At 62.7% G+C, this 13,495-nt stretch carries 11 protein-coding genes; 2 read left to right on the forward strand and 9 right to left on the reverse strand.

Translation table 11 applies throughout. The features are described from left to right. The first annotated feature begins 359 nt into the window (after positions 1 to 359). Complete coding sequence (locus L2U69_RS08995; RefSeq protein ID WP_236106473.1) at positions 360 to 2,576, forward strand: NACHT domain-containing protein; 2,217 nt, start codon at positions 360 to 362, stop codon at positions 2,574 to 2,576. A 233-nt stretch (positions 2,577 to 2,809) separates the two neighbouring features. Here the strand turns inward: L2U69_RS08995 and L2U69_RS09000 are convergent, their stop codons facing one another. The 8 genes from L2U69_RS09000 to gstA form a co-directional block, all read right to left on the reverse strand. Then, complete coding sequence (locus L2U69_RS09000) at positions 2,810 to 3,175, reverse strand: hypothetical protein (protein WP_236106474.1); 366 nt, start codon at positions 3,173 to 3,175, stop codon at positions 2,810 to 2,812. 162 nt (positions 3,176 to 3,337) lie between these two features. Further along, positions 3,338 to 5,254 (reverse strand): molecular chaperone HtpG, encoded by a 1,917-nt coding sequence (gene htpG / locus L2U69_RS09005; RefSeq protein ID WP_236106475.1) that lies wholly within the window; start codon positions 5,252 to 5,254, stop codon positions 3,338 to 3,340. Between the two features lie 217 nt (positions 5,255 to 5,471). Beyond that, positions 5,472 to 6,584, reverse strand: coding sequence for a DUF4340 domain-containing protein (locus L2U69_RS09010; protein WP_236106476.1), 1,113 nt, complete (start codon positions 6,582 to 6,584; stop codon positions 5,472 to 5,474). 11 nt (positions 6,585 to 6,595) lie between these two features. Next, positions 6,596 to 8,527: a GldG family protein gene (locus L2U69_RS09015; protein ID WP_236106477.1), complete on the reverse strand. Its 1,932-nt coding sequence runs from the start codon at positions 8,525 to 8,527 to the stop codon at positions 6,596 to 6,598. Position 8,528: 1 nt separating this feature from the next. Next, positions 8,529 to 9,263, reverse strand: coding sequence for an ABC transporter permease subunit (locus tag L2U69_RS09020; RefSeq protein ID WP_236106478.1), 735 nt, complete (start codon positions 9,261 to 9,263; stop codon positions 8,529 to 8,531). Continuing rightward, positions 9,260 to 10,294 carry an ABC transporter ATP-binding protein gene (locus L2U69_RS09025; RefSeq protein WP_236106479.1) on the reverse strand — a complete coding sequence of 345 codons (1,035 nt, stop codon included), beginning with the start codon at positions 10,292 to 10,294 and terminating at the stop codon, positions 9,260 to 9,262. Before L2U69_RS09025 ends, L2U69_RS09020 begins: the two co-directional genes overlap by 4 nt. 371 nt (positions 10,295 to 10,665) lie before the next feature. Further along, positions 10,666 to 10,830, reverse strand: a complete 165-nt coding sequence (locus tag L2U69_RS09030; RefSeq protein WP_236106480.1) for a hypothetical protein — start codon at positions 10,828 to 10,830, stop codon at positions 10,666 to 10,668. 36 nt (positions 10,831 to 10,866) lie between these two features. Then, positions 10,867 to 11,481 (reverse strand): glutathione transferase GstA, encoded by a 615-nt coding sequence (gene gstA, locus L2U69_RS09035; protein ID WP_236106481.1) that lies wholly within the window; start codon positions 11,479 to 11,481, stop codon positions 10,867 to 10,869. Positions 11,482 to 11,568: 87 nt separating this feature from the next. Here gstA and L2U69_RS09040 point away from each other — a divergent pair, with 87 nt between their 5' ends. Next, positions 11,569 to 12,159, forward strand: a complete 591-nt coding sequence (locus L2U69_RS09040) for a TetR/AcrR family transcriptional regulator (protein ID WP_236106482.1) — start codon at positions 11,569 to 11,571, stop codon at positions 12,157 to 12,159. A 218-nt stretch (positions 12,160 to 12,377) separates the two neighbouring features. On the opposite strand, the gene L2U69_RS09045 is transcribed toward L2U69_RS09040, so the two are convergent. After that, positions 12,378 to 13,463: a strictosidine synthase family protein gene (locus L2U69_RS09045; protein ID WP_236106483.1), complete on the reverse strand. Its 1,086-nt coding sequence runs from the start codon at positions 13,461 to 13,463 to the stop codon at positions 12,378 to 12,380. Positions 13,464 to 13,495 lie beyond the last annotated feature (32 nt).

Here is a 13,495-nt window from a genome sequence, read left to right on the forward strand (position 1 = left end):
ATTTTGTGGAGGGGGCGAGGTGAGGTGAAGTGAGGTGAGGTGAGGTGAGGTGAGGTGGCCCCCTTGGAAGGGCAGGCTTTCTAAGCCTCGATTTATAGGCGGTTGGCCGCGCGAATTATTGGAGTGTCACCATAAATCGACAGGTATACGTCTCGGGGCTGAACGCGTGGTCCCGACGATGAAATATTCGCGTCAGCGGAAGAGAGAACGGCCAAGGGTAAGGGTTTGGCCTTTTTCTGGATGTTCGGGTACTGACCTGCATTGCGTATAGACGCAAGATAGAGCAAGATTGTCGCTATGACTAATTTGATTCAATAAAAATTAGTCAATCTGTTTTATTTATAAGAAGTGAGGGAAAAATGGGGAGAAATCAGGAGAGAGGGGCAGCATTTGAGAATAAAGTAAGGCAATTTGCGGCAATTCGCTTTGCACATCAATTCAGATCGGAGCATCTATCCGGTATTAATTTCGATTGTGTTGCTTCGCCAAAATCTGATTATAAGATAATTATTGAGGCTACTATTGAAAATAGACTCGAAAAAATTCGAGGCCTTATAGCAAGATTGCAAATTGCAAAACAAAAGATGATTTCAGAAGGAATTTATGCGGAAGTTTATATTGTTCTCGATACCGATCCAACAAATTTTATGATTGAGGGGGCAAAGGCGGCAAAAATACAGATTGATTCATTTTCGTCATTCTATAGGCACTGGTTCGATAATGCTGCATATATTGCAGCTCGGAAAAAGCGTCCGTTTGGAAGCGCTTTTAAAGAAGGATCTGACGGGCCTGATTCGAGACCGTATGTCCCGGTCCTATTTGATGGACAGGATGGTAAACGCTATGAAATTAAAGATATAGCATTAAAAATCTCTCATGGATCGCGAGTTATTTTGGTCGGTGAATTTGGAACTGGAAAAAGTAGGGCCATACAGCAGTTATTCGACGAGCTTTTACCGCAGTCACCAACAGATAAAACAGCATTATCTATAGATTTGAGAACTATGTGGGGAACCCAAAATGCTGATGAGGTTCTGCGCCGGCATTTCTCTATGCTTCAAATGAGTCAAAATGCGAGTTCGGCGATTGACGCGCTCCATCACGATGATTTTGTTTTACTTTTAGATGGATTTGACGAATTGGCGATTCAAGATTGGGGAAATGAAGCCGGGACAATATCAAAATCAAGAAATAGAACTATGGATCCGGTTCGAGATTTATTAAATAGAACTAAATCTGGCGCACTCATTACTGGTAGATCGCATTATTTCAGTAGTGATAAGGAAATGTTATCGGCCCTTGGTTTAAATAATGATGCATTGATTATTTCAACGCCTCCGGAATTTACGATTTCTGAGACGAAGCAATTTCTAAAGGACATGGGGCGCGATGTGGAAATACCCAATTGGCTTCCTAGGAAGCCGCTTGTTGCAGAAATGTTCGCAGAATTTTCTGATATAGCTTTGAGTAACATACAGATAGTGAACAGGCCAGCGTTTTGGGAAATGTTTATTGACCAGCTCTGTGAAAGAGATTCTAGAATTCGTCAAAGTTACGACTCTGAAGCGCTTAAGAAAATACTGTGCAAATTGTCCCGAAAAGCCAGGGCAACGGCAGATGGGAGGGGACCTATAACGCCATTTGATGTGCAAACAATATTTGGCGAAGTTGTTGGTCAACTTCCTGCCCAAGAGGCCTCGGCTATGTTGCAGCGCCTTCCTGGATTGGGGCGAGTGGCCTCAGAAACAGACGACAGGCAATTTGTTGACGATTTTATTGTGGAGGGACTCAGGGGATTAGATGTTGCTAATATATTGGCTTTATATGAACAAAATGTTCAAAGTGATCATTGGAAGCATGGGGCCGGTGTTCTCGGTCTTGAAATTATAGCCAACAGAGTAGGGCAGAGTTTTTCTATTTCTGACGCTACCCACCGGATACAGTCGGAGCGAGGAGAAAGCGGTGGGCCTCTTTCTTGTGACATTGTTGGTGGTTTATTATTATGCGATATTAATGAATTAGATTTCTCTGGATCTGAGGTGGTTGGTGGGTATGTATCTGTATTAGATTTTTCTTCAAAGAATGTAATGGGTCTGCATATAGAAAGTTGTGAAATTAAATTCCTCAATATTTTCAATTCCTCAGTAGTAGATGTGAAAATTTCTAATTCGACTATCGAATATCTTGAGGGGGCGTCAGGCGATGAAACACCAGAATGGCTTCAATCTTGTATCGTTGCTGATCGCCTAAAATTGGACACGGTGGCGAGAATCAAGAGAACGGAATTATCTCCAAGTCAAATTCTTTTAGTGACTATTTTAAGAAAGACCTTTCTGCAACCGGGTAGTGGACGGAAAGAAGAGGCTTTACTTCGAGGATTGGGGGAATTTGGCGATGCGAAATTGCAATCCAAAGTTTTGTCAGTCTTGATTAAGAATAGATTTTTGACGGAAGCTCCTGGTCGATCTGGTAAACTTTTTGTTCCGGAACGATCAATGACTTCTCGTGTTAAGGCGATGATGTCAAAATTACAACAAAGTGACGATGAGGTTTGGAGAGAAATATCGAAATTGTGAAAGATGTAGAATATAGTGATGCAGATTTTAGAGATACAATGAAATATTTGTTAATATTTAAAGAAATTTTCTTCAAATTCTGACTTTATGTCTAAAATGGGCGCTATAAATCACTTGCGTGCTTGTGTTTAAAATTGATTTGCTCGCTCTGGTTGCCCATCATGCTATGAAATTTCACCAAATTCCCGGGCGTGTCACTCCATTCTAGTATGCGGCACATCACCCCCCGCTCACTACTTCACCTCCCGGTGCCACCCCTTGCCGAACATGCAGTCTTCGATCACGGCGCGGCGGGGGGCTGCGTTGGTGTCGTGGGTGGTCCATTGGTCGGGGATCCAGTGGCCGGGGGAGGTGGTGCAGGCGGTGACGTGGCCTTTGGCGTCATAGGCGCAGGTGGTTTCGGGCCGGTCGAAATGGGCGGGGGTGGCGAGATAGCGTTCCAGGGCCGGGGGATAGCGGTCGTAGCCGAGGACTTCGCAGGCGGCGAGGTCGCGGTCGCGGTCGGTTTCACTGGCGCCGGGCTTTTCCCAGGTGGCGCAGCCGGAAAGGGCCAGGGCGGCGACGGTGACGAGGGCGATCGGCGGGAGTCGGTGTGTCATCGGGGGGCCTCCGCTGAGCGGCGCGGGGGCGGCCGCTCGTTCGCATGATGATGTATCTGCGCGTGGGGGGCTGTGCCTTTGGTCACAGCCCTTTCCGGCGGAAGGCCCCGGCCTGCGCCGGGGCGACGCAGGTCGGGCGACGCAGGTGGGGTACCGTGGGGATCAGGCGACCGCTTTGGTCATCACGTCCGACAGGCGGCGTGCGAAGGCGGCGGGGTCGGTGGGGATTTCGCCTTCGACGATGCGGGCCTGATCGAGGAGGAGATGGGCGGCGTCGGCCAGGGTGTCGGCGGTGCCGTCGGTCTCGGCGCGGGCGGCCAGGGCTTTGACTAGAGGGTGGCCGGGGTTGATTTCCAGGATGCGGGCGGTGTCGAAGCCGGCGTCCGGGCCCTTGGCGGCGCGCATCAGGCGGGCCAGATGCATGTCCATGTCGCCATTGTCGGCGACGAGGCAGACCGCGCTGTCGGTCAGGCGCCTGGAGACGCGGACGTCCTTCACGGCATCGCCCAGGGCCAGTTTGGCGGCGGCGATCAGCTTGTCGAGGGCGGCATCGGGGGCATTGTCCGCCTTGGTCTCGGGCTTGTCCTCGGCATCGGGGATCTGGGAGAGGTCGATGTCGCCGCGCGTGACCGACTGGAAGGGCTTGCCGTCCCAGTCGAGACCGGCGCCGGTCCAGAAATCGTCGATCGGGTCGGACAGCAGCAGCACTTCGATGTCGCGCGCCTTGAAGGCTTCGAGCTGCGGCGACTTGGCGATATGGGCGGCGTCGCCGGTGATGAAATAGACCGCCGTCTGATTGGGCCGCATGCGTTCGGCATAGTCGGCCAGGCTGATCCATTCGCCGTTCGACTTGGTCGATTTGAAGCGGGCGATCTTGAGGATCTGCTCACGCCGCTCGAAATCCTCGTAGAGACCTTCCTTGACGACCGCGCCGAAGGCATCCCAGAAGGCGGCGAAGGCCTCCTTGTCGGCCGCGCGCTTCTCGAGGTCGGAGAGCACCTTCTTCACGAGGCCGGAGCGGATCTTGGCGGTCAGCGGGCTTTCCTGCAGCATCTCGCGCGAGATGTTCAGGGGCAGATCGGCACTGTCGACGACGCCGCGCAGGAAGCGCAGCCAGCCGGGCAGCAGGGCTTCGCAATCGTCGGTGATGAAGACCCGGCGGACATAGAGTTTCAGCCGGCTCTGGCGCTTGGGATCGAACAGGTCGAAGGGCCGCGCCGTCGGCACGAACAGAAGGCCGGTATATTCGATCGTGCCCTCGGCCTTCCAGTGGATGGTGGCCCAGGGCTCGTCCATGGCATGGCCGATGTGACGGTAGAATTCGGTATATTGCTCCGCCGTGATGTCGGCCTTCGGGCGGGTCCAGAGGGCGGAGGCGCTGTTCAGGGTCTCGTCCTCGGCGGGCGCCGCATCGTCGGCGTCCTCGCCTTCGGCTTTGGGCACGGCCTTCAGGATTACCGGCAGGGCGATATGGTCGGAATAGGTCTTCACGATCCGCTTCAGGCGCCAGGGATCGAGGAATTCATCCTCCCCCTCGCGCAGGTGCAGCGTGATCGTGGTGCCACGCGTGGCGCGTTCCGCAGGACCCAGGCTGTAGGTGCCGGCGCCGTCCGACTCCCAGGCGAAGGCGTCCGTCTGGCCGGCTTTCCTGGAGACGACATGGACCCGGTCCGCCACCATGAAGACCGAATAGAAGCCGACGCCGAACCGCCCGATCAGGGACATGTCCTTCGACTCGTCGCCCGAGAGTTGCTCGACGAAGGCGGAGGTGCCGGAGCGGGCGATGGTGCCCAGATTGGCGATCAGCTCGTCCTTCGACATGCCGATGCCATTGTCGGAAACCGTGAGGGTGCGGCTGTCCTTGTCGAGGGCGATCTCCACCCGGAAGCCCGGATCGTCGGCGGTCAGCGCCGGCTCGGTCAGGGCTTCGTAGCGCAGCTTGTCGCAGGCGTCGGAGGCGTTGGAGATCAGCTCGCGGAGGAAGATCTCCTTCTCGGAATAGACCGAATGCACCATGAGGTGCAGCAGCCGCGCCACCTCCGCCTCGAAGCCGCGGGTTTCGATGGTTTCCGTCGTCATGATCTCCTGCCTCGACCTGGGTTTTCGGTGCGCTGTCGATATAGGAAGAGGGGGCGGGGCTTCAAGGGATCCGTGGCGATCGGCCCTTCCAACCCAAGGCATTCTCCCCTTAAGCGCGTCATCCCGGCGAAGGCCGGGATCTTTCGACGGAAGGGCGCCCCTTGCGGATGGAGGCCCCGGCCTTCGCCGGGGCGACGAATCAGGTAGAGAGGGCGCCTTAAGGTGTGTCGGGAGTCGCTTCCGGCACGGGCGCCGGCTTCGGGTCGAAGAGGTCGCCGGGGGCCGGGGTCAGGTCGATCACCCGCGTGCCGTCGAGACGGTAGAGCCAGCCCTTGGTGCGGGCGTTGATGGCGCCCGCTTCGGCGCGGACGGTTTCCGCGTCCTTCAGCAGGGGTTCGCCGTCCGGGCCCTTCACGTCGACGGGCGCCACCTCGGGCCGGCCGGCCGAAGCCTCGATGGTGGTCCAGCCCTGGCCGTCGATGGAGACGAGGTTCAGGGTCAGGGTCAGGCCGTCGAAGGTCTTGTATTCGACCGTCGCCAGGGGCTTGCCGTCGGGCGCGCCCTTCACCTTCTGCACATCCTCGAGGGCCAGATAGGTGGCCGCCACCGCGAGCGCGCCGATGCGGCCCTTCTTCGGCAGGATGGCGTCCGCGTCCTGGCCCTCGACGGCGAAATCGCCGGTGGGGGTTTCGCGGGCGATGGTCGCGGTCTCGCCGTTCCGGGTCACGGCGACGGTGGCGAAACGCTCCGGCGCGACCACCAGCAGTTCGCGGTCCAGCCACGCGGCGGCGCCCCGTTCAGGGCGGATGTCGGCTTCCGCCTCCCACGATGCGTCCTGGCCGGCGAGGCGGACGAAATAGCGCGGCAGCCGGCTGGCGCCGAGGGTGTCGACGGGCCGGCCCAGGATGATGTCGGCGATCGCCGTGCCCGAACTGTCGGCGGCGGTCACGCGCAGGCCCTTGGTGCCCGGCCCGACGTCCTCGACGTCGAGGAAGTGATAGCGGTCGGGCCGCGCGGTCTTCGGCTCGATCGCCACCATGTCCGAGAGGCCGACCAGCAGGCGCCGGATCTTGCCGAAGTCGGCGGGATAGTCGCCCCGTTCCGGCATCACCCAACGCTCGCCGTCGACGCGCTTCAGGGTGAAGCGGCCTTCGGCGCCCTCGATGGCGACGGTGGCGACATCGTTGAGCGCCCCCTTCAGGTCCGGCATGAGGGGGCGGCCCGAGAGGTCGGCACTGGTCACACGGATGCGCTCCGCCACCAGCCAGGCGCCGGTCAGCCCGAGCACGATGGTGAGGCCGAGCAGGAAGACGAGGGTCGAGCGACGCATGGGCGAAGCTCCTATTGCCGGGCCCGGCGACGACGCAGCCGGGCGAAGGACAGGATGACGGCGATGATCGCGACCAGCAGCGGCACGAGACCGATGTTGACGAAGCGCAGCCGGCTTTCGAGACGTTCGATGTCGACGTTCAGATTGCGCTGAACCTCGCGCAATTCGCGCCGTGTCGCCGCCACCTCTGCCCGGGCGTCGGCCAGCGCGCGCTCCGTCTCGGCCGAGACGATGGCGCCGGCGGTGCCGCCGCTGCCGCCGTTGCGGCGCAATTCGATGATGCGGGCCTGGGTCGCGTCGAGTTTCGCCTGAAGCTCCTCGCTGCGGGCCATGAACTTGCGTTCGGCCGCTTCCTTCAGTCCCTCGACCCTGGTGAAGGGCCGGGCGGCGGGGGCGCGGCCGCGAACGGCGATCAGGTCGGCGGAACCGGCCAGGTTCTCGACCGCGTTGACGATGAAATTGCCGTTGTCGGCGGTGGGCACCACGCTGCGCTCGGCCCCCTGGCCCGCCGTCTGGACCCAGAGCCGGTCGTCCAGCACGTCGGCATCGGCGATCAGGACGACGTTGATGGGCGCCACGGATTGCGTCAGCGGGCTCCGCTCGCGCGCGCCGAAGGCCGGTTCCTGACCCTCGGGCGTCGGGTTCGGCGCCTGGTTGGAATCGACCCGGGGCGGGCCGCCGGCGAAGGCGGAGGGGGCGGGGCCGGTGATGCGGGCGGCAAGGGTGAAGCGCCGCCCCTCCGGCTTGAACATGCGCGTCAGGTCTTCGGGATTGCGGGTGACGCGGACGGCGATCGGATTGAAGGTTCCCGCCTCGGTCGAGGTGGTGATCAGCGGTGTGACCGTGGTCGTCGCGTCGGGCAGGGTGGCGATACTGCCCGCCGTCGCCAGCAGGACCTGGGACAGATTGGCGGTGACGATGTCGTCGGCGTTGAAGTTGGTCTTGTCGGCGCGCAGCCAGACCAGATAGTCGAGCGGCCGGCGGCTGCCCGCGACCGTGACCTTGGTCGCCATCCGGGCGTCGCCGATCACGGTGTCGGGATCGACCTTCACGCCCCAGGCGGCGAGCAGGGGATCGAGATCGGAGGCGAGCTGCGGCGGCGGCGCGCCCTGCTGCGCGGTCTGCGCCATCACCTCGGCATTGGGATCGACCAGCACCACGGCGCGGCCCCCCGCCAGCACGAACTGGTCGATGGCATAGAGCTGCTGCGGGTTCAACTTCTGCGGATGGGCGATCAGCAGCATGTCGATATGGGCGCCGATCTCGACGAAATCGGGCGCCATCATGCGGACGTCGTAGAGTTCCGAGAGTTGGGCATAGACCGTGAAGGGCTGGGACTGGCCGCGCATCGCCGCCATGGCGCCGCCGAAGCCGACGTCGAGGGGCAGGGCCGAGATGACGCCCAGCACCGGCTTTCGCTCGGCGGTCAGGGAGACGATCATCTTGGCGAGGTCGTATTCGAGGAAACTCTCGCGGTCCGGCGCGATCACGGGCATCACCTCGCGCCCGCCGATGGGGCCGGTGCCGACCAGGCCGAAATAGAAGGCCTCGCCCGACGGCGTGTCGTTGCCCCGGATGCCGGCGGCGACCGCCTCGTCCTCCGCCGTGGTGAAGGGGATGGGGTCGATGATCTCGATCCGGACGTTGCCGTGGCCGGCGCGCCTGAAGGCGTCCAGCAGTTCGGTCACGCGGCCGGCGAAGGTCTTGATCGCCGGGAACTGGTTCGACAGCGTCGCCGAGTGATAGAGGCGAAGGGTGACCGGTTCGTCGAGCTTGTCGAGAATGGCGAGCGTGCCGTCCGACAGGGTGTAGAGCTTGTTCTCGGTCAGATCCAGGCGCATGCCGGAAAGGCCGACCTGGGCGATCAGATTGACCGTGAGGAAGAGGGCTGCGATCAGCGCGAGCGCGAGGGAGCCGGCGACACGGACGCGGGTGGGGGCCATCTCAGCTCGCCTTCTTCATGTCGATGACGATCGCATTGGCCGCCAGCGCCGCGACGATCAGGCTGGCGAAGAAGACGATGTCCTTCACCTCGATCACGCCGGTGACCAGCCCGTCGAAATGGGTGAGGAAGGAGAAGGAGGCGACGGTGTCGACGATCGCCTGCGGTGCCCAGCCCGAAAAGGCGTCCAGCACCATGGGCGCGCCGGACGCCGTGAACAGGAACAGCACGACGACGGTCAGCACGAAGGCGACCACCTGGTTCCGCGTCATCGCCGAGACGCAGGAGCCGACGGCGAGATAGGCCCCGGCCATCAGGAAGGAGCCGATGTAACCCGCCAGGATCACGCCGTTGTCGGGCGCGCCCAGGTAGTTGACCGTGATCCACATGGGCGCGGTCAGCACCAGGGCGATCGCGGTGAAGGCCCAGGCCGCCAGGAATTTGCCGAGGATCGCGGCCCAGAGCGGCACGGGCAGGGTCAGCAGCAGTTCGATGGTGCCGGCCTTCCGCTCCTCCGCCCAGAGACGCATGGCGATCGCCGGGATCAGGAACAGATAGAGCCAGGGATGGAAGGTGAAGAAGGGCACCAGATCGGCCTCGCCCCGGGCGAAGAAATTGCCGACGTAGAAGGTGAAGATCCCCGTCAGGAACAGGTAGACGATGATGAAGACATAGGCCAGCGGCGTGGCGAAATAGCCGGCCAGCTCGCGCCGGGCGATGGTCAGGGTGCTTTTCATGGCCGGGTCTCGGCGGTCCTGTTCTGCGGCGCGCGGGTTTCGCGGGCCGCGTCGCTGGTGGTCAGATTGCGGAAGACGTCGTCCAGGCGGCCGCTGTCGACCGTCATGGTCTCGATGGCGATGCCGGTCTGGCGAAGGCGCATGGCGACGCCTTCGAGGATGGTGGCGCCCGCGTGTCGCGGCAGCACCAGGAAGTCGCGCCCGGGGCGCCCGCCTTCCGGCACGAAGACGCGGGCGACGCCCGCGACGTCGGCAAGGCGCGAGGCGAGATCGGGCACCGCGTTCAGGAGCGACAGGCGCACGGCGTTGTGGAACGGCGAATGGGCCATCAGGTCCTGGGGCGTGCCGTCGGCGACGACGCGGCCCCGGTCGATGATGACGGCGCGGCTGCATACCGCCTCGACCTCTTCGAGGATATGGGTGGAGACGACGATTGCCTTGCTCGGCGCCATGCGCCGGATCAGGTTGCGCACCTCGTGCTTCTGATTGGGGTCGAGGCCGTCGGTCGGCTCGTCCAGGATCAGGCAGGGGGGATCGTGCAGGATCGCCCCGGCAAGGCCGACCCGGCGCTTGAAGCCCTTGGAGAGGGTGTCGATCGGTTGGTCCAGCACGCCTTCGAGGGCGATCTCGGTCACCACCTGGTCGAAGCGGCGCCGCGCTGTCGCCTTGTCGAGCTGGCGCACCCGGCCCAGGAATTCGAGAAAGCTTCGCGTGGTCATGTCGCCGTAGGCGGGTGCCCCTTCCGGCAGATAGCCGAGCGCGCGCTTGGCTTCGAGCGGTGCCGCCTCGACGTCGTGGCCGGCGATGGCGACGCGGCCGGCGGTCGGGGTCAGGAAGCCGGCGGCCATCTTCATGGTGGTCGACTTGCCGGCGCCGTTCGGTCCCAGAAAGCCGAGAACCTCGCCCCGGAACACGGAAAAGCCGACGCCGTCGACGGCGGTGAAGGGGCCGAAGCGCTTGACCAGGTCGACGATCTGGATCATCGGCGGCTCGCTCATCGAAGCGGCCGTCGTCTCGATCATGTCTGGCATCTCGGTCTCGTCTGGCATTGCGTTGCGTGCGGGTGCCCAGCACCCTCTCCCTGCCGGCTGTTGCCGCCGATTTCGGTGCGCCAAGCTAGGGGCGCAGCCATCCCGGATCAAGCGCGAAGCACGCGCGATGCCGGCCGGTCGGAGGCCGATCAGGGGCCGAGGGGGCAGTGACGAGGGGCGCGGGGGCGGGGGCCTGAACCGGATGGCCCGACCGAACGGCAGGAAGGGGGCTGGGGGCTTGGGGGTCTTCCTGACATCCGGTCGGGCCGTTGTTGAGGACCAACGCTCAGGACGATCGGCCCCGTTTCAGGCTGCAAAAAGGTCGGATTGGGGCGAAAGCGTGACGTTCGCGGACGGGCTGGTAGGGGGCGTCAGGCTTTGCCGCCGGGGCCCGCTGTATCGTTTTCGTTGCGCGATTGGCTAGGTGCAGAAGGGCGCGGCGCGGGGCGATGCTCGACGAATCCCTCGCGTTCGCCTTGGGCAAAGGCGAGGGCTTGCCGTGCGCCGGCCAGAATGCTTTGCCTGACCTTGCTCATCGTCTCCGTTCCGTACTTTCGTCGTCTCTCGACAATCTACCGCAACGCCATCTCCTCGGCGATGGCGCGGGCGACGGCGGGGCGGGCGGTCATGCGCTTGTGATAGGCGGTGACGGCGGGCCAGGGCTTAAGGTCTATGCCCGCATTGCGGGTCCAGTTCAGGGTCGTGGTCAGATAGGCGTCGGCCACGGAGAAATCGTCGGTTGCCAGGAATTCGCGATCGGCGAGACGGGACTGGAGATGACCGAAGCGCCGGGGGGCCAGCACGGTTCGGGCATGGTCGCGCGCCGCCTCGGGCGATTCGGGGCTGAAGATGACGTAGAACACCTGCTTGTGGACCTCGGCCGCGACATAGTTCAGCCAGGCCTGGACTTCGTAGCGCGCCAGGCTGCCGGCGGACGGTGCCAGTTTCGAGTCCGGCGCCCGGTCGGCGACATATTGCAGGATCGCCGGCCCCTCGGTCAGGAGATGGCCGTCGTCGAGGCGGAGCGCCGGCACCTGGCCCTTGGGGTTCACCGCCAGATAGTCGCCGCCGCCGACGATCGTCTTGTCGGACAGGGCGACCTGATGGAAACGCGCGTCCTGCCCGCTCTCGTAGAGGGCGATGCGGGTCGCGAGGGAACAGGTCATCGGGCAGAAATAGAGGTCCATGGCGGCGTTCCGGATTGGCAATGCGATTTCTGGACTGTACCGTACAAAAATAACGGCGCAAGAATTTTTGTACGAAATGGTCCATAAATGACGGATAAACCTTCCCGCGGCCGGCCCCGCCAATTCTCGCCCGAGGCGGCGCTGGCGGATGCGGCGGAACTGTTTCGCCGCCAGGGCTATGCAGCGACCTCGCTGGACGATCTGGGCGCGGTCACCGGCTTGAAGCGGTCGAGCCTCTATGCCGCGTTCGGCAGCAAGCAGGAACTCTACCTGCGGGCGCTGGATACCCATGCCGGCATGATGCGTGACGGGCTCGAACGCGCCTTTCGCGGCGACGACGACACGCGCCAGAAGTTGTCGCGCTTCTTCGAGGGGGCGGTCGCCGCCTATTTCGAGGACGAGTCCGGGCTCGGCTGTCTCGTCCTGTGCACGGCGCCGGCGGAGGCGTTCTGCGATGCACCGGTGCGGGCGCGCCTGAACGCCGTGCTCACCATGATCGACGAGACGCTGACGGCCCATCTGAGCGCGGCGGCCGGCGACGGTCCGGTGCCGCCCGGCGTGCTGGCGCGCATGATCTCGTCCCTGCTGCACAGTCTCGCGATCCGTGTCCGCGCGGGCCTTTCGCGTGAGGACGCTCTTCGCCATTGCGCCGAAATGGTATCGGCGCTGCCGCTTTAGGAAGAGACGTCGAAAGGACGATATGTCGGGGGGTGGGGGCTGGCCCGGCCGAACGACGGTTGGGGCTGGGGCTTGGGGGTGCTCCGTCGTCCGGCCGGTTCCTCTTCGAGGACCAACGGTGATCAATCTGCCCCCGCAATCTGGCCGCAAAAGGGTCGGATTGCGGAAAAATCGTGGCGGATGTGGCCAAACGGGGGCGGTATCGGCGCCCCCGCCCGTCACCGCTGCCGGCAGTCCAGCAGCTTTTCCTCGAACACCGAACCGACCAGGAAGCGGCCGGGGCCGGCGTGGGTGGCGACCGACGCGCCGGAAATCAGGCCGCCCGGATCGGTCAACAGGGTTTCCACCGTCGAGGCGCCGTCGCCCGGCACGACGCGGATCACCTCGGACGGCGAAAGCTCGGCGGCATCCGCCGTATGGGCCAGGAAGTCGAGCAGATGGGGATGGCCGGCGACGAGCATGCTGCCGTCGGGCATCATGTCGATATTGTCGACGCCGTTCGGGGCCGGCGTCGTCCAGGCGAGTTCCAGACGGCCGCTGTCGGGGTCGCGCCGGTAGGTGCGGACGGCGAAACCCGTCGTCTCGGCGACATGGAGCAGGCGGCCGTCCGGCGACAGGCCGAGGCCGTTGGCGAAGGCGATGCCGTCCGCAACCCGGCGGAATTCCTTGCCGTCGTAAAAGACGACATTGGCGCGCGGCAGCATCAGGAAGCTTTCGAGCATGAAGCCGAGATAGGTCTCGGAACCATGGTCGTTGCTGAAGTAGAAGCTGTTGGGGCCGACCGCCAGCACGTCGTTGGGCGAATTCATCTCGCCCCCGATCACGCCGCCCCGATGGTCAAGGCTGCCGTCCTCGGCGACGCCGAAGATTTCCACCCGCGTCATGCCGGCGGTCGGCACGCCGCCTTCCAGGTGATTGACGACGAAGAGGCTGCGCGCCCCGGTCTCGGGATCGGTCCAGAGCGAGACGCCGTGGGGATGGAAGGCTTCCGGCACCGGGGGCGTCACGTCGCGCGGCACCGGCGGGCTCTGGGTCAGGTCGATGAGGGCGATCCGCCCGCGCAACGGCGCGCCGGCCATGGTGGCGCGGCGATCGTCGATCGAGACGAAGGCCTGCTGGCGGGCGACGTCGGCCACGATGTCCTCCGCCCCGACGACGCCGCCGACGGGTGTGCAGACGGCGCTGCCCCCCGCCTCGATCGTGCGGAACTGTCCCGCATTCGCCATCAGCCAGCCGACGAAGCCGGCACAGGCCACGAAGATGACGCCGCCCCCGATCAGGAGGCGCCTGCCCGTTCTGCTCATGTTTCCTCCTCCGCCGGTGTTCGTCCCGGCTC

This window comes from Zavarzinia marina (assembly GCF_021568905.1).
In the GTDB taxonomy this organism is placed as follows: Bacteria; Pseudomonadota; Alphaproteobacteria; order Zavarziniales; family Zavarziniaceae; genus Zavarzinia; species Zavarzinia marina.

Bases quoted from the DNA above. Each gene is read 5' to 3' on its own strand.
- L2U69_RS08995 (WP_236106473.1), top strand. From the start codon at position 360: ATGGGGAGAAATCAGGAGAGAGGGGCAGCATTTGAGAATAAAGTAAGG.
- L2U69_RS09000 (WP_236106474.1), bottom strand. From the start codon at position 3,175: ATGACACACCGACTCCCGCCGATCGCCCTCGTCACCGTCGCCGCCCTG.
- htpG (WP_236106475.1), bottom strand. From the start codon at position 5,254: ATGACGACGGAAACCATCGAAACCCGCGGCTTCGAGGCGGAGGTGGCG.
- L2U69_RS09010 (WP_236106476.1), bottom strand. From the start codon at position 6,584: ATGCGTCGCTCGACCCTCGTCTTCCTGCTCGGCCTCACCATCGTGCTC.
- L2U69_RS09015 (WP_236106477.1), bottom strand. From the start codon at position 8,527: ATGGCCCCCACCCGCGTCCGTGTCGCCGGCTCCCTCGCGCTCGCGCTG.
- L2U69_RS09020 (WP_236106478.1), bottom strand. From the start codon at position 9,263: ATGAAAAGCACCCTGACCATCGCCCGGCGCGAGCTGGCCGGCTATTTC.
- L2U69_RS09025 (WP_236106479.1), bottom strand. From the start codon at position 10,294: ATGCCAGACATGATCGAGACGACGGCCGCTTCGATGAGCGAGCCGCCG.
- L2U69_RS09030 (WP_236106480.1), bottom strand. From the start codon at position 10,830: ATGAGCAAGGTCAGGCAAAGCATTCTGGCCGGCGCACGGCAAGCCCTC.
- gstA (WP_236106481.1), bottom strand. From the start codon at position 11,481: ATGGACCTCTATTTCTGCCCGATGACCTGTTCCCTCGCGACCCGCATC.
- L2U69_RS09040 (WP_236106482.1), top strand. From the start codon at position 11,569: ATGACGGATAAACCTTCCCGCGGCCGGCCCCGCCAATTCTCGCCCGAG.
- L2U69_RS09045 (WP_236106483.1), bottom strand. From the start codon at position 13,463: ATGAGCAGAACGGGCAGGCGCCTCCTGATCGGGGGCGGCGTCATCTTC.